The sequence below is a fragment of the Mycobacterium sp. BK086 genome (assembly GCA_004362315.1).
Taxonomy (GTDB): domain Bacteria; phylum Actinomycetota; class Actinomycetes; order Mycobacteriales; family Mycobacteriaceae; genus Mycobacterium.
Genome location: SNWL01000003.1, coordinates 2011665 through 2026734, shown reverse-complemented (window position 1 = coordinate 2026734; position 15070 = coordinate 2011665). Strand labels below are relative to the sequence as shown.

The window sequence follows — 15070 nt, the reverse complement described above, 5'->3', positions numbered from 1 at the left end:
GTGCTCGGGGATGCCACTGGAGGGTTCTGTGCGGGCAGATTCGTCACCACCGGCCGCACCGGGACGCGTCGGCCGGGTTCTCGTAGCGGTGAGCTACGGCCTCTTCTGCCACGTCGCGTTCGCTCTGGGTGTCGGCGCGATGATGGCCGCGATGTACTTCGGGATGAGCCGCTCCCTGGGCACGCTGTCGGCCCCGTGGAGCTGGATCGCCAATGCCGCGCTGCTGGTTCAGTTCCCGGTCGTCCATTCGCTGCTGCTCACCGGGTGGGGCCGGGCCGTGGTCAACCGGCTCGGGCCCGGTAGTTCGGGCGCGACGCTGGCGCCCACCACCTTCGTCGCCATCGCCTCACTTCAGGTGCTGGCGCTGTTTGCGCTGTGGTCCCCCTCGGGAACGATCTGGTGGCAGGCGCACGGGCCGGCGCTGGTCGTTTTGGACGTGCTGTACGCGTGCGCCTGGATCCTGCTCGGCAAAGCCATGTTCGACGCCGGCCTCTCGGTCCAGATCGGCACCCTCGGCTGGCTCACATTGTTGCGCGGGCGGCGCCTCGTGTACCCGAAGATGCCGACGACCGGCCTTTTTAGATTCATTCGGCAGCCCATCTACGTCGCCTTCACCCTGACTGTGTGGACCGTGCCGACATGGACTCCCGACCAACTGGCAGTGGCCGCCACTTTCACCGCGTATTGCCTGGTAGCGCCCCTTTTCAAGGAGGCCCGGTACCGCCGGATTCATGGTTCTGCGTTCGACAACTATGCGAGCAGGGTGCCTTATTGGTTACCGTGGCCGGGTAGGCCACGAAGTCCTTCGGGGAGGCATTGTGAACCTGCTGCTGGTCGAGCACGTATCAGCAGAAGGCAGGGCTGAAACCGAAGGACAGATCATTGCTGCGAGCGACTGCCCGGCTAGCCATTGCCGCGCCACGACGGGTGGTCGCCATCGCGATCCTGCTGATGGTGGCGATCGGCATTTTCGGCGTACCGGTCGCCAAGCATCTGTCCCCGAGCGGGTTCGCGGATCCGAACTCCCAATCGTCGCGAGCCACCCAACTGCTCACCGACAAATTCGGGCAGGGCGACGTCCAGCTGCTCGTGGTGGTCACCGCGACTGATCGGTTCGACAGCCCCGCGGTGCGCACCGCCGCTCTCGATGTCATCGACCAATTGAAGAGGTCCGGTCACGTCATCGGGATCGTGTCACCATGGACGTCCCCGCCGCAGGCCGCGGCCGCGCTGGTCAGCCGTGACCAGAAGTCGGGCCTGATCACCGCCGGGATCACCGGCGACGAGAGCGACCAGCAGACCTACGCCAAAGAACTTTCCGACGACATCACCCGCGACAGCGACGGCATTGTCGTTCGAACCGGCGGGACGGCGATGGTGAACCTGCAGGTCACCGAACAATCGCAGCATGACCTGTTGCTGATGGAGTCGATCGCGATTCCGCTCAGCTTCCTGGTGCTGGTGTGGGTGTTCGGCGGGGTGTTCGCCGCCGCGCTGCCCGTGGCCGTCGGGTTGGTCGCGATCCTCGGTGCACTGGCCGTCCTGCGGGTGACGACGTTCTTCACCGACGTGTCGATCTTCGCGCTGAACCTCACGACCGCGATGGGCCTCGCGCTCGCGATCGACTACACCCTGCTGATGATCAGTCGCTATCGCGACGAACTGGCCGAGGGCGCCGATCGTGACGAGGCACTGACGCGGACCATGATGACGGCCGGGCGCACGGTGCTGTTCTCGGCCACCACCGTCGCGTTGTCGATGGGCGCCATGGTGCTGTTCCCGATGCACTTCCTGAAATCGTTCGCCTACGCCGGTGTGGCCACCGTCGCGTTCGCCGCGCTGGCCGCGATCGTGATCACCCCAGCCGCGATCAGCCTGCTCGGCGATCGGCTCGACTCGCTCGACGTGCGGCGGCTATTCCGGCGCGTGTTCGGTCGCACCGAACCGGTGCCACGGCCCATCGAACAGCAATTCTGGTACCGCTCAACGAAATTCGTGATGAGGCGCGCGATCCCGATCGGGCTGGCCGGCGTGGTGGTGTTGGTGATCCTGGGTGCGCCCTTCCTCGGTGTCCGCCCGGGCTTCCCCGACGACCGGGTGTTGCCGTCGTCGGCCTCCGCCCATCAGGTGGGGGATCAGCTCCGCGGTGACTTCACCAACAACTCCGAAACGGCGATCCCGGTCCTCATCCCCGATGCCGGCGGCCTCTCCGACGCGCAGATCGCCCGCTATGCAGCCGACCTGTCCCGGGTCGCCGACGTCTCGGCGGTATCGGCGCCGATGGGGGCCTATGTCGGCGGAAACCTCGTGGGCCCGCCGTCGGCAGCGACCGCTCTGGCGTCGGGCAGTGCGCTGCTCACGGTGGAAAGCAGCGCTCCGCTGTTCTCGGACCGTTCAGCCGGTCAGCTCGACCGGCTGCACGAGGTCTCCACGCCGGGCAACCGGACGGTCGAGTTCGCCGGTACGGCACAGACCAATCGGGACAGTGTCGATGCCATCACCTCACGCCTTCCCGCGGTATTGGGGCTGATCGCGGCGATCATGTTGGTGCTGTTGTTCCTGCTGACCGGAAGCGTGGTGCTACCGCTGAAAGCCCTGGTGCTCAACGTGCTGTCGTTGACCGCCGCGTTCGGCGCCATGGTGTGGATATTCCAGGACGGACACCTCGGAGCCTTCGGCACGACCTCGACGGGCACCCTTGTTGCCAACATGCCAGTCTTGTTGTTCTGCATAGCTTTTGGGCTCTCGATGGACTACGAGGTGTTCCTGGTATCGCGGATCCGGGAGTTCTGGCTCGCGTCACCGCAAGGCGGGGTGGCTGACAACGACGAGAGCGTCGCACTGGGCGTGGCCCACACCGGTCGGGTCATCACCGCAGCGGCACTGATCATGGCGATCTCGTTCGCGGCCCTGATCGCCGCGCATGTGTCGTTCATGCGGATGTTCGGGCTGGGGCTGGCACTGGCGGTGCTTGCCGACGCAACGTTGGTGCGGCTGATTCTGGTGCCGGCATTCATGCACGTCATGGGCCGGTGGAACTGGTGGGCGCCCAAGCCACTGGCGTGGATGCATCAAAGGGTAGGCATCCGCGAAAGCGGCCCGGCGCGGCATACTGGTTGACGTAGCAAGTAGAGGGGGTCGCAGTGAAGGTTGGTGAACCAGTGAGTGCCGGTTCTCGTGTTGAAGACATGCGTCCGATCAGTGTTATCGCCGGTGTGCGTGGTGAATTGCCAGCGCACCGCTTCAGTCAGGCCGAAGTCACCGAGGCCTTCCTGACGATCGGCGGATACGGCGAATACGAAGAAATCCTGCGCAAACTGCATCGCAGTGCCAAGGTCGACAACCGCCATTTCGTCCTACCGCTGGATCAATACCCGGCGCTGAAGGATTTCGGCGAAGCCAACGACCTGTTCATCGAGAACGCTGTGGAGCTCGGCTCGGCCGCCGTCGCGGGTGCGCTCGAGGAGGCGGGCCTGACACCTGCGGACGTCGACCTGATCGTGTCGACCACCGTGACCGGTGTCGCGGCCCCGTCCATCGAGGCCCGGATCGCCGGCCGGCTGGGGATGCGGCCCGATGTCCGCCGGGTACCGATGTTCGGGCTGGGCTGTGTGGCCGGTGCGGCGGGTGTGGCCCGGCTGCACGACTACCTGCGCGGGGACCCCGACGGTGTGGCGGTGCTGGTGTCGGTCGAACTCTGCTCGATGACTTACACCGCGAACAAGCCCACGCTGCCCGGGCTGGTCGGCAGCGCGCTGTTCGCCGACGGTGCCGCGGCCGTGGTGGCGGTCGGCGAGCGGCGGGCCGCGAAGATCAACGCCAGCGGCCCCGACGTGATCGACTCGCGCAGTCATCTGTATCCGGACTCGTTGCGCACCATGGGCTGGGATGTCGGCGCAGACGGTCTTGAGCTCGTGCTGTCCGCGGACCTGCCCGAGGTGATCGAACGCTACTTGCCCGATGACGTCGACGAATTCCTTGGCGCACATAGCCTTACGCTCGATGACATCGGCACGTGGGTCTGCCACCCCGGTGGCCCCAAGATCATCGAGGCGATCGTGAACAGCCTGCACCTGCCCGATGAGGCTCTCGAACTGACCTGGCGGTCGCTGGCTGATATCGGCAACATCTCCTCGTCGTCGGTGCTGCACGTGTTGCGCGACACCATCGCGAAGCGTCCGTCAGCAGGCCCGAGCGTGATGATGGCCATGGGTCCCGGGTTCTGCTCGGAACTGGTGCTTCTGCGCTGGCACTGATGATTTGGTATGTACTGCTGGTCGCCGCGGTCGCGGTGGAGCGGGTCGCTGAACTGGTTGTCGCGCGGCGCAATCTGGCCTGGAGCCGGACGCAGGGCGGTGTCGAATTCGGAGCCAGCCACTATCCGGTGATGGTGGTCCTGCACACGGGGCTGCTGATCGGAGCCGTGGTGGAGGTCATCGGACTGCACCGACCGTTCCTGCCTGCGCTCGGCTGGCCGATGCTGGCGATAGTCGTTGCGGCCCAAGGCTTGCGGTGGTGGTGCATCACCACTCTCGGGCAGCAGTGGAACACAAGGGTCGTGGTGATCCCCGGTGCGCAGCGAGTTGTCGGCGGTCCTTACCGATTCTTCAGCCACCCCAACTACGTTGCGGTGATCGCCGAGGGCATCGCCCTGCCACTCGTACACACCGGATGGATCACCGCACTGGTCTTCACCGTGCTCAACGCCGCATTGCTGCGAACCCGCATTCGCACCGAAAACGCCGCTCTGGCAAGCCTGTCGTGATCGATCTCCTGGTCGCGGGCGGCGGGCCGGCCGGGCTGGTCACCGCGCTGCACGCCGCGCGCGCCGGGCTGAGCGTCACCGTTGTCGAGCGGCGCCGTGCGCCGATTGACAAGGCCTGTGGTGAGGGCATGATGCCCTACACGGTCGAGCAGTTGGGAAAACTCGGAATCACGCCGCCCGGCAAGCCTTTTCGGGGTATCACCTATCTGGACTCCACCCGACGCGTCGACGCTCCGTTTCGCGCAGGACCGGGGCTCGGGGTGCGACGTACCGCCTTGCACAGCGCACTGATGGATGCGGTCAGCGCGGCGGGCGTCGACGTGGTCACCGCCCATGTCGGATCGATCACCCAGGACACGGATTCGGTTCAGTGCGCGGGGTTTCGAGCCCGCTATCTGGCTGCCGCGGACGGGCTGCACTCGCCGATCCGGCGGTCACTGGGCCTGGCCCGGCCCAGCCGTGGGTCACGCCGGTGGGGTCTGCGACGGCATGTCCACATCGCACCGTGGAGTGAGCGCGTCGAGGTGTACTGGGGCGACGGTGCCGAGGCCTACGTCACCCCGGTTGCCGACGATTGCGTGGGCATCGCGATCCTGACCGCGCGGCAGGGCTCGTTCGAGAGCCGCCTGGCCGAGTTCGGTGCGCTCAGTGAACGTGTCGATGGTCACCAGCACGGGCCCGAGCGGGCCGCGGGGCCGCTGCGCCAACGGGTCGCGAGCCGGCGAGCGGGGCGCGTGCTGCTGGTGGGCGATGCGGCCGGCTACGTCGACGCGCTGACCGGGGAGGGCCTGGGTATCGCCTTCGGCGGCGCCGAGCTGTTGGTGAATTGTGTTCTGGCCGACCGGCCGGGGGACTACGACCGGCAGTGGCGCAAGATGTCGCGGCGCTATCGGCTGCTGACGGCGGGTCTGTTGCAGGCCGTCGAGTTCGCCCCGACGCGGTCGACGATCATGCCCGCCGCCGCCGCGGTGCCCAGCGGGTTCACCAGGATTGTGAACCTGCTGGCGTACTGACCGGCGTAGGCTGCGCCGCTATGAGCAACGGCCCCCGTGGCGTCGCGGACATCGCGAACTGGAATCGCCTGCTGGACGGTCGTGTTGCGGTGGTCACCGGGGGCGGCGACGGTATCGGCGGGGCGATCGCGACGCTGTTCGCCGCGCATGGTGCCGCCGTCGAGGTCGCCGAGATCGATCCCGACCGAGCCGAGCGGATCAGCCGCGATGTGTCCGCGGCCGGCGGTGCGATCCGCAGCCACGTGGTCGACGTCACCGTCGACGACGATGTCGCGCGCCTGGCCGATGCGGTACTGGCCGAGCACGGGCGGGTCGACGTGTTGGTCAATAACGTTGGGGATTATCGGCCGATGGTGGCGTTCGAGGAGTCGACGCCGCAGAGCTGGCAGCGGATGTACGACATCAACTTGCGGCATGTCTTTGCCGTCACTCGGGCATTCGTCCCGGCCATGATGGCGGCGGGCAGTGGCAGCATCGTCAATGTCCACTCGGTCGAGGGGATGCGCGGGTTCCCTCGCGATCCGGTGTATGGCGCGATGAAAGCGGCTGTCGCACATTTCACGACGTGCTTGGCGGTCGATCTGGGTAGGCACGGTATCCGCGTCAACGGCATCGGGACAGATCTCACCCAGACCCCGCAAGTGGACTATCTCACCGGCTACGAGGACGTCGAGCACCTGTGGGAATCCTGGGCGCCGGTGGGCCGCGTCGGCTGGCCTGAAGAGCAAGCGCGGGTGGCACTGTTCCTGGCATCGGAGGTGTCAGGATTCGTCACCGGACACAACATCCCGGTCGACGGCGGGACGAAAGCGGGTGGTGGCTGGCTGTTTTCACCGCGCGCGGGCCGTTTCGTCAACCGCTCGAAGCACCTCTAGGTAACCTCGGAGTCGATGACCACAGACGGCGGCGAACGCGGCCTGGCGTCGGCACTGGGTGCCACACCAGAGTTGGTCACCGTGCGCGCCGAGGGCTTGGCACGTATGGAGGTGTTCGACGGCTGCCCGCCTGAACTGCTGCTTCGACTGGCCGCACGGCTGCAACCGCTGAATGGCGCAGTCGGAGAGGTTCTGACGCGCCAGGGCGAGCCCGCGGTCTCGTTCATGCTGATCTGTTCGGGCCGGGCCGAAGTGCGCCACGTCAGCGAGGACGGCGAGGTCATTCTCGACGAGGTCTCCGACGGCATGATCGTCGGCGAGATCGCGCTGTTGCGGAACAAGCCGCGAACGGCGACGGTGACCATCACCGAACCGCTCACCGGGTATATCGGCGACAGCGTGGCGTTCGAGATCTTGGCCAATCTGCCCGGCATGGCCGAACGGCTGGTGCGCACGTCCCGGCAGCGGCTGGCGGCCTTCGTCACCCCGATCCCGGTGGTGCTCAAGGACGGCACCCAGCTCATGCTGCGCCCGGCCCTGCCCGGCGACAGCGAGCGCACCTCGAACGGGCCCATCGAGTTCTCCACCGAGACGCTCTATCGGCGGTTCATGTCGATGCGCGCACCCAGCATGGCGCTGATGAACTATCTGTTCCAGGTCGACTACATCCATCACTTCGTCTGGGTGCTCGTCGACGGGGCCGAGGGTCCGGTGGTCGCGGACGCCCGGTTCGTTCGCGACGAGTCGGATCCCGCTCTCGCGGAGATCGCGTTCATCGTCGGGGACGCCTACCAGGGCCGCGGTATCGGTAATTTTCTGATGGACGCCTTGGTCATCGCCGCGCGGGTCGGGGGAGTGAAACGGTTCTCCGGGCGAGTGTTATCCGACAATGTGCCCATGCGGACGATCCTCGACCGCTTCGGCGCCCGATGGGAACGCGAGGAGCCCGGTGTGGTGATCACTGAGTTCGATGTACCGAAAACCGATGTGCTGCTTATCGATCCGGCGCTGGCAGCGGAGATCCAGGCCACCGCACGCCAGGTGCTGCGGGCGATCGGCTGACGTATGCCCAGGCCCGCGCTGAACAAGGACACCCGGCTGTGCATCTCGCTGGCGGCCAGACCGAGCAATATCGGCACGCGCTTCCACAATTATCTCTACGAGCAACTCGGGCTGGATTTCATCTACAAGGCTTTCACCACAACGGATATCGCTGCCGCCATCGGTGGCGTGCGGGCGTTGGGCATTCGCGGATGTTCGGTGTCGATGCCGTTCAAACAGGACGTGCTGGCGCTGGTGGACCATGTGGAGAAGTCCGCGCGCGCGATCAACGCCGTCAACACGATCGTCAACGACGACGGCGTGCTGACCGCGGCCAACACCGATTACACCGCCGTGCAACGACTGATCGCCGAGCACGGGTTGGATCCGCATACGGCAGTGCTGATCCGGGGCAGTGGCGGAATGGCCAGCGCGGTGGCAACAGCGTTCCGCGACAGCGGTTTTGTCGAAGGCACGATCGTCGCCAGGAATGCCGACAGTGGACTCGAACTGGCGGAGCGCTTGGGCTATGAGTGGCGCGGCGAGGTGGGTGACCTGCGTGCGCCGGTGATCGTCAACGTGACGCCGATCGGGATGGCGGACGGGCCCGAGGAACACGAACCGGCCTACGACGACGATGTAATCGCATCCGCACAAACGGTTTTCGACGTCGTCGCGCTGCCATCAGAGACGCCGTTGATCGTCGCGGCCCGCTCGGCAGGCAAGCGTGTCATCACCGGCGCCGAGGTGATCGCTCTGCAGGCAGCCGAACAATTCGAGCGCTACACCGGTGTCCGGCCGAGCCCGCAGCAGGTCGCCGAGGCGTCAGAGTTCTCCCGCGCCTAGTTCTTCAGCTGGCTCGCCGCGTACTCGTCGGGCCGATTCTTCTTCATCCACAACCGTATCGGGGCGAACAGCACCCACAGCACGCCGTATCCGGCGTAGTAGAAGGCGAGCGCCACCAACATTCCGACCACCCACGCCGGGTAGACGATGATCAAGCAGAACTGCACAAACTGCTTGAGCACCACCGGCTGACCCTCGGCCATCGCCATGACGGCGCGCGGGCTCAGAGCGCTCAGCATGCGAGCGCCGGTGGAGGCTTCAGGTGCCTCCACCGGCTGCTGCTCTTGTTCTGTCACGAAGATCAGGGAGTGATCGTCGTCTTCTCGTCGATGACGCCGGTGGCATCCATCAGCGGGCCTTCCTGGCCATCCAATGCATCGGCGTTCATCTGCAGGACGTACAGGCCATCCTGGCCCGGGATCACGACGGTCTTCTGCGCGATGATCCGCTTCTTGCCGTCCTTGGTGTAGTTGCCACCGAGCTGAACGGCGTCGAACCCACTCAGGGTGCTCTTGTTGGGATCACCGAGCGGCTCCCAGCTGGGCAGATTCGCCAGCTCGCCGGGCGCGTACTCGAGGACCTTCTTCGGGTCGACGTTGCCGGTGAGCTTGGAGACGATCGCGATGATGCTCGGCGGGTCAGCCTTGTCCTGCGGGCTGTCGAAGACGATGGCTCCGTAGGCCCATTCCGGCGTCTGTGCGCCGGCATCCGACCAGCCCGGCGGCATTGCCAGGTCGATGTTCGGCGAACCCGGATCGCCGCGGTGGACCGGGGCTTCCTGGATCTGGTTCTCCTTCAGGTAATCCTGAATCGTCTTGTTCTTGCCGGCGGTTGCCGTCGGGCTCGCCGAGGTCTCCGTCGCCTTCGACGTGGTCGTCGACGTGGACGTGGCGGTCGACGTGGACGTCTTGTTCTCGGTCTTGCTGTCCGAGCCACAGCCGACGAGCGCGAAACTCAACGAAACAGCGGCCAAGCCCGCCGTAGCTACCGCCGTCATCTTGTTCATCGAACGCGTTCTCCTTATGTTGTGGCGCGCTGCTGTCAGCGACCAACCAAATTCGATTGAGCAGCTTAATGGGATTCACAGCGGAATTCGCGTGAATGTTTGGCAACCCACCCCGGTATAGGTGCACCATGCTCTTAGGCCGCGTAATTGCAAAGGCGCAGCGTGGTCGCGGCGGTGGATCGGGCGAAGCCACCATGAGCGTTGCGCGTGGCGTACGGGGGCGCCATGGCCAACATTGTCCGCTCGCTGTGCGCGGCGGTACTGGGCGTTGTGGCGACGGCCGCCGCCGGGTCCGTCGGACCACTCGCGATCGGCGTTCAGCTAACGGCCACCACCGCGTTGATCATGGGCGGTACCGGGCACCCACTGGTGAGCTCGCAACCGTCCGCAGGCTTTGCCGGCCCGGGTGGTTCGTTGGTGTCGTACCCGTACGGCGAGTCCGCGGGATTCGTCGACCAGTACGTCGACGACGCCGTCGCCCGGTTCATCGCACCCACCGGATCGGTTCGGGCCGGCTCGACTGATCCCGCTGCCTACGATCCGGTTGCCGTGCGCACACCCGAGCAGTTCTGGCCGGTAATCGGTCCGGACCGGTTCGATACGTCGGTCGCAACCGGTGCCGCGAATCTGGACAACTGCGTGCAGGGGCGGACATCATGCACGGCACATTATTTCGGTGACGTCGCACTGAGTGCCGACTATGTGATCTTCGGGTACTCGCAGAGCGCCGTGATCGCGACCATCGAGAAACGAAACCTGCTCGACCGGTACCGCAATCCGGACGGAACATGGCTTCCCACAGTCGATTCCAATGGCGCGGAGCTGCATGCCTCCTTCGTTCTGGTCAGCAATCCGAACCGTCCCAACGGAGGCATTCTGGAGCGCTTCGCCGGACTGCACATTCCGGTTTTGGGAGTGACGTTCAACGGCGCGACGCCGACGAACAGTTGTGACGCGGACGGTACGAATTGCCGGTTCCCGACCGCCGACATCACCTGGCAGTACGACGGGTACGCCGACTTCCCGCGCCGGCCGCTGAACCTGCTTGCCGATCTCAACGCGCTGGCCGGGATCGCCTACCTGCACCAGAACTACACCGAATCGGTGGACGCCGCGATATATCAGGGCCGCACCGGGGACACCGACTACTACCTCCTGCCGTCGGCGCGGCTGCCGTTGTTGATGCCCCTCGCCCAACTCGGGGTTCCCGCGCCGATTCTCGATGTGCTCGACGCGCCGTTGCGGGTGATCGTCGAATGGGGCTATGACCGCGCGATCAACCCGGGTGATCCGAGCCCGGCAACGCTGGCGGTGAGGGGAGACCCGGTGACCAAGATCCGTAACCTGCTGGCCGCCATCCCCGTCGGGCTGGACAACGGACTGCAGGACGCGGGGTTCGGACGTTCGCTCGGAACCCGACCGGCGGGAACGTTCGGCGTCGGCGTACCCACGCCCTCATCGACATCCCCGAGGGCGCCCGCCGTCCGGCAACCGTCTGTCACGCCGCGCGGTGCGGCCGGACTGAAGCCCCGCACAGGGCCAGGGTTAGCCCGCCCGGCGCGAGGGTACGTTGGCGCCCATGGGCAAATCGATCATCGCAACGTCGTTGGGCACGGCCGCAGCGGCCGTCATCGGTAGCATCGCGAGCCGTCAGGGTGTCGAGACCTGGTACCCGACGCTGCGCAAGCCCCGTTATGTTCCGCCGAACGCGGTGTTTCCGGTGGCGTGGACATCGCTGTACGCCGATATCGCGGTGACGTCGTCGGCGACGATCGAGAAGTTGCGCGCCGCAGGCGACGGCGGCAAGGCCCGCGCATATGCGGGTGCGCTGGGCGCCAATCTGGTTCTCAACGCCGGATGGAGCTGGCTGTTCTTCAAGCAGCACAAGCTCGGAGCGTCGGCGGTGGTGGCGGGTGCGCTGGCCGTCAGCAGCGCCGATCTGGCACGGCGCAGCGCCGCCGTGGACCCGAAGCTCGGTGCCGCGCTGGCGCCGTACCCACTGTGGTGCTCGTTCGCGACGCTGATGTCCACCGACATCTGGCGCCTCAACCGCTAGAACAGCAATGCGTGCGGCGCGAAGCGGTCGGTGACATCGCCGACCAGTGACTCGTCATACGGGTTCACCGCGACGGGTTCGCCATCGAGCTTGAGCCGGTCCATGTCGACCCAGATGACATTGGGGCTGGTGGTCAGCTCGAAGAAATACATCCGATTGGTCAGGTCGGTGACCGTTCGGTATTCGGTGTTGTAGACGCCGAAGTCGCCGTAGGGTGCGCCGAACGGAACCGACACGTTGCGCATGATCGCCATCACCGACGCGATGGCCTCACGTTGCGACCCGGGCTTGGGCAGCAGCGCCGAGTAGTAGGCGGCCCGCTGGAAGCGATCGACCGGATTGACGTTGCCGGGCAGCGGCATATCCCGGCTGGGGTGTGAGAAGTCCTGCAGGGAAAGCAGTTTCAGCTGCTCGTCGTATGTCGGATCGTTGGTCATCAATGTGAACTGGCGGCCGTGGTGGACAACCGGTTTGCCGTTCGCGAATTCGATGATCGCCGAGTCGCCGCCGACGTCTTCGAGTGCGAGGTGCAGGTTGGCGTCGCGTCCGTGCGCTGAGACGCTGAACACCTGAATCGTGTCCATCAGCGCCAGCGCCTCGGCCACCGTGCCGGCCTGGTCGAGCAGGTACTGCAACCACAGTCCGGCGTGCACCCCGGGCTTCGCCGGATCGCGTGGGCCGAAGTCGGTTTCGTTCAGGTACAGCGCATGCCCGGCCAGACCCACCTCGTTGATGCCATCCACGGTGCCCAGCCCGTAGACCGTGGTGACCAGGCTGGCGTGCGTGCCGGTCCACCGCAGCGGATTCGGATCGGAGACGAGCCCGGCCGGATGGCTTCCGTCGCGCTCACGGCCGCGGGGAAACCCGACGATCAGCGGCTGAGTCGACTCCGGCCAGTCCATCGAGCGCCCGGTCAGAACGGCGAGGTCGTTGGTGTTCCACAGCACTCGAGTACACATGGCTGACAGGCTAGCCCGCGAGGCGCGCGCATCAAGCAAACATTCAGTGGTATCAAAATTCCGTGCGGCAGCTCATCGTCTGCCTGATGGCGCTCTGGCTGGCCGCGTGTGCGGCGCAGCCCGATACGGCACCGTCAACGTCGTCGTCGCCCAGCACCCCGCCCAGCGTGGGGCCGATCAACATGGCCAATATCAAGCGGATCCGGCCGGCGCTGCCCGCCGGCTACGAGATCGCCGACGTGTCCGGGCCGCTGAGCGCGGCGGGGTTATGGGGCTTCGGATCCGGATGGACGGCGGCGCCCCCGCAGTGCGCATCGCTTGCCGACCCGGCCCCGGCCGACCCGGGTGCGCGCGGATATTCGGCGTCGGGGCCGGGCGGGATCGTCTACGTCGTCGTCGCGGTGCCCGGCCAGGGTGCCCCCGACGGCGGGCTGCTCGGCGACTGCGCGCACTGGACGATGGCGTTCGCGCACACGACGGGTGATGTCACTCTGTTCGACGCACCCCACATCGATGGTGCGGACACCGTCGCGATGACCGTCGCCACCCGCACCGTCGTCGAATCCGGCACCGAGACCGACGGCCAGGCGGTCACCGCGCAGGCCTATCTGGACGGCCACGTCGTCTTCGTCACCCTGGTCACCGAGCCCGGATCCCCGCACCCGCCACTGGATTCGCACGTCGTCGCCGATCTCTTGGGTGCAACCGTGTCCGCCCTGCGCGGCTGAGCACTCGCTATTGGGTAGATTGGCCCACGATGCTGAAACCCGGCGCGGTCATAGCGGTGCTGTGTGCCGGATTCCTTGTCGCGTGTAGCTCGGGCGGATCGGGCGAGCCGAAGGCCGACATCGGCAAGGTGACGACGCTGAAGTCCAGCTTCGGCCCGGACTTCCAGGTATCCGAGACCGCCAAGACCGGCATCGATCCCAAACTCCTGGCCGGGCAGAAGCTGCCTGACGGCGTGACCTTCGACCCACCCGCCTGTGCGAAATTCGCCACCGGGCAACTGGTGCCGACGGGCACCGAGGGCAACATGGCGGCCCTGTCCGCCGAGGGAGCCGGCAACCGCTTCATCGTCATCGCCGTCGAGACCAATTCCGCGGTCCCGGTGACCGAGCCCGGAGCGGACTGCCAGAAGGTCACGTTCACCGGCCCCGGGCTACGCGGGATGGTCGAGGCCGTCGAGACGCCGACGATCGACGGCACTCAGACCCTCGGTGTGCACCGAATCCTGCAGACGGTGATCAACAACCAGACGCGCACCGGCGAGAGCTACAACTACTCCGCCCACTTCGGCGTCTATCAAGTGATCGTCAGCGCCAATCCTCTGGTGCTGCCGGACAAGCCGGTCGTGCCGGTGAACACCCAGCGGGCCCGCGACCTCCTGATCGCCGGCGTCAACGCCATCCGCAGCTGAGCTCAGCGCACGTCGCGCGGGCGGAACTGAATGCTGATCCGAGGCCCTCTCGGGCGTGCGGTCTTGGGAACCGCGTGCTCCCAGGTGCGTTGGCACGAACCACCCATCACCAGAAGGTCGCCGTGGTGTTGGGGCAGCCGCAGCGACGGCCCACCGCCGCGGGGCCGCAGCGCGAACACCCGGCTCGCGCCGAGGCTGACGATGGCGACCATGGTGTCCTCGGTGCTGCTCCGGCCGATGGTGTCGCCGTGCCACGCCACGCTGTCGGTGCCGTCGCGGTACAGGCACAGGCCGGCGGTGGTGAACGTCTCGCCAAGTTCGCCGCCGTAGATGTCGTTGAGGCGGCGGCGCAGCTTGGTGATGTCGGGGTGCGGCGGCTCCTCGGTGGTCAGGTCGTGGAAGCTGACCAGTCGCGGGACGTCGAGGACCCGGTCGTACATCTGCCGTCGCTCGGCGCGCCAGGGGGTTTCGTCCAGCAGGCCGTCGAAGAGCGCGTCGGCATCGTCAACCCACGCCGAACGCAGGTCGATCCACGCTCCGGCGCCGAGGTCGCGGCGCTCACTGTGCTCGAACAGCGCGCCCTGACTCGCCACAGACACGCGATCAAGGGTATCGCACATCTGTTCGATTTAAAGCTTTGCCGCCCCGGGTCCTTGGCCGGCCAGCACATCCTCGGGGTTGGAGAGCGCGCAGCTGCGCAGGCTGAGGCACCCGCACCCGATGCAGTCGGCGAGGTTGTCGCGCAACCGCTGCAGGTGCACGATCCGCTCGTCGAGATCCTCCCGCCAGCCCGCGGACAGCTTCGCCCAATCCCTGCTGGTCGGCACCCGGTCGGTTGGCAGCGTCGACAGCGCCTCCCGGACCCGCGCCAAGGGGATGCCGAGACGCTGGGACATCCGGATGAACGCCACCCGCCGCAGCGTGTCGCGCGGATAGCGGCGCTGGTTGCCCGACGTTCGGCGGCTGATGATCAGCCCCTCGCGTTCGTAGAAGTGCAGTGCCGAGATCGCCACACCGGCCCGCTGGGCGAGCTCGCCGGGCGTCAGTTCGTGCTCGGTCACACCTCAACGATAGTTGGGGTGGCTGACCTGT

At 66.4% G+C, this 15070-nt stretch carries 17 protein-coding genes; 12 read left to right on the top strand and 5 right to left on the bottom strand.

Annotated features, from left to right (window positions below; translation table 11 throughout):
• The first annotated feature begins 28 nt into the window (after positions 1–28).
• The 8 genes from EV580_RS10040 to EV580_RS10005 all read left to right on the top strand — a co-directional run bounded on the left by EV580_RS10040 (position 29) and on the right by EV580_RS10005 (position 8540).
• Positions 29–865: a methyltransferase family protein gene (locus EV580_RS10040; protein ID WP_133690857.1), complete on the top strand. Its 837-nt coding sequence runs from the start codon at positions 29–31 to the stop codon at positions 863–865.
• A 17-nt stretch (positions 866–882) separates the two neighbouring features.
• Positions 883–3120: an MMPL family transporter gene (locus EV580_RS10035; RefSeq protein ID WP_133690856.1), complete on the top strand. Its 2238-nt coding sequence runs from the start codon at positions 883–885 to the stop codon at positions 3118–3120.
• Between the two features lie 77 nt (positions 3121–3197).
• A complete protein-coding gene (locus tag EV580_RS10030; protein ID WP_133691132.1) occupies positions 3198–4256 on the top strand; it encodes a type III polyketide synthase in 1059 nt (352 codons plus the stop codon).
• Positions 4256–4765, top strand: a complete 510-nt coding sequence (locus EV580_RS10025) for an isoprenylcysteine carboxyl methyltransferase family protein (protein WP_133690855.1) — start codon at positions 4256–4258, stop codon at positions 4763–4765. The genes EV580_RS10030 and EV580_RS10025 overlap by 1 nt, the downstream gene beginning before the upstream one ends.
• A complete protein-coding gene (locus EV580_RS10020) occupies positions 4762–5778 on the top strand; it encodes an NAD(P)/FAD-dependent oxidoreductase (protein WP_133690854.1) in 1017 nt (338 codons plus the stop codon). Before EV580_RS10025 ends, EV580_RS10020 begins: the two co-directional genes overlap by 4 nt.
• A gap of 20 nt (positions 5779–5798) precedes the next feature.
• Positions 5799–6653 (top strand): SDR family NAD(P)-dependent oxidoreductase, encoded by an 855-nt coding sequence (locus tag EV580_RS10015; protein ID WP_133690853.1) that lies wholly within the window; start codon positions 5799–5801, stop codon positions 6651–6653.
• A 54-nt stretch (positions 6654–6707) separates the two neighbouring features.
• Entirely contained in the window at positions 6708–7715 is a 1008-nt protein-coding gene (gene pat, locus EV580_RS10010; protein WP_370581578.1) for an acetyltransferase Pat, read from the top strand.
• A gap of 3 nt (positions 7716–7718) precedes the next feature.
• Positions 7719–8540, top strand: coding sequence for a shikimate 5-dehydrogenase (locus EV580_RS10005; RefSeq protein WP_133690851.1), 822 nt, complete (start codon positions 7719–7721; stop codon positions 8538–8540).
• Here the strand turns inward: EV580_RS10005 and EV580_RS10000 are convergent.
• Positions 8537–8836: a hypothetical protein gene (locus tag EV580_RS10000; RefSeq protein ID WP_286171513.1), complete on the bottom strand. Its 300-nt coding sequence runs from the start codon at positions 8834–8836 to the stop codon at positions 8537–8539. The genes EV580_RS10005 and EV580_RS10000 overlap by 4 nt on opposite strands.
• Before the next feature lie 5 nt (positions 8837–8841).
• A complete protein-coding gene (gene lpqN, locus EV580_RS09995; protein ID WP_133690849.1) occupies positions 8842–9546 on the bottom strand; it encodes an envelope biogenesis lipoprotein LpqN in 705 nt (234 codons plus the stop codon).
• 225 nt (positions 9547–9771) lie between these two features.
• Between lpqN and EV580_RS09990 the strand changes: the two genes are divergently transcribed.
• Both EV580_RS09990 and EV580_RS09985 read left to right on the top strand, forming a co-directional pair.
• A complete protein-coding gene (locus EV580_RS09990) occupies positions 9772–11184 on the top strand; it encodes a PE-PPE domain-containing protein (RefSeq protein ID WP_133690848.1) in 1413 nt (470 codons plus the stop codon).
• Positions 11126–11602 carry a TspO/MBR family protein gene (locus tag EV580_RS09985; RefSeq protein WP_133690847.1) on the top strand — a complete coding sequence of 159 codons (477 nt, stop codon included), beginning with the start codon at positions 11126–11128 and terminating at the stop codon, positions 11600–11602. Before EV580_RS09990 ends, EV580_RS09985 begins: the two co-directional genes overlap by 59 nt.
• On the opposite strand, the gene EV580_RS09980 is transcribed toward EV580_RS09985, so the two are convergent.
• Complete coding sequence (locus EV580_RS09980) at positions 11599–12561, bottom strand: linear amide C-N hydrolase (protein ID WP_133690846.1); 963 nt, start codon at positions 12559–12561, stop codon at positions 11599–11601. The genes EV580_RS09985 and EV580_RS09980 overlap by 4 nt on opposite strands.
• A gap of 62 nt (positions 12562–12623) precedes the next feature.
• Here EV580_RS09980 and EV580_RS09975 point away from each other — a divergent pair, with 62 nt between their 5' ends.
• Positions 12624–13289, top strand: a complete 666-nt coding sequence (locus EV580_RS09975) for a DUF5642 family protein (RefSeq protein ID WP_286171512.1) — start codon at positions 12624–12626, stop codon at positions 13287–13289.
• Between the two features lie 29 nt (positions 13290–13318).
• Complete coding sequence (locus EV580_RS09970; RefSeq protein WP_133690845.1) at positions 13319–13978, top strand: DUF5642 family protein; 660 nt, start codon at positions 13319–13321, stop codon at positions 13976–13978.
• Between the two features lie 2 nt (positions 13979–13980).
• On the opposite strand, the gene EV580_RS09965 is transcribed toward EV580_RS09970, so the two are convergent.
• Both EV580_RS09965 and soxR read right to left on the bottom strand, forming a co-directional pair.
• A complete protein-coding gene (locus EV580_RS09965; protein WP_183503088.1) occupies positions 13981–14577 on the bottom strand; it encodes an alpha-ketoglutarate-dependent dioxygenase AlkB in 597 nt (198 codons plus the stop codon).
• Between the two features lie 30 nt (positions 14578–14607).
• On the bottom strand, positions 14608–15039 hold the full coding sequence (gene soxR / locus EV580_RS09960; RefSeq protein ID WP_133690843.1) for a redox-sensitive transcriptional activator SoxR: 432 nt from the start codon (positions 15037–15039) through the stop codon (positions 14608–14610).
• Positions 15040–15070: the final 31 nt, after the last annotated feature.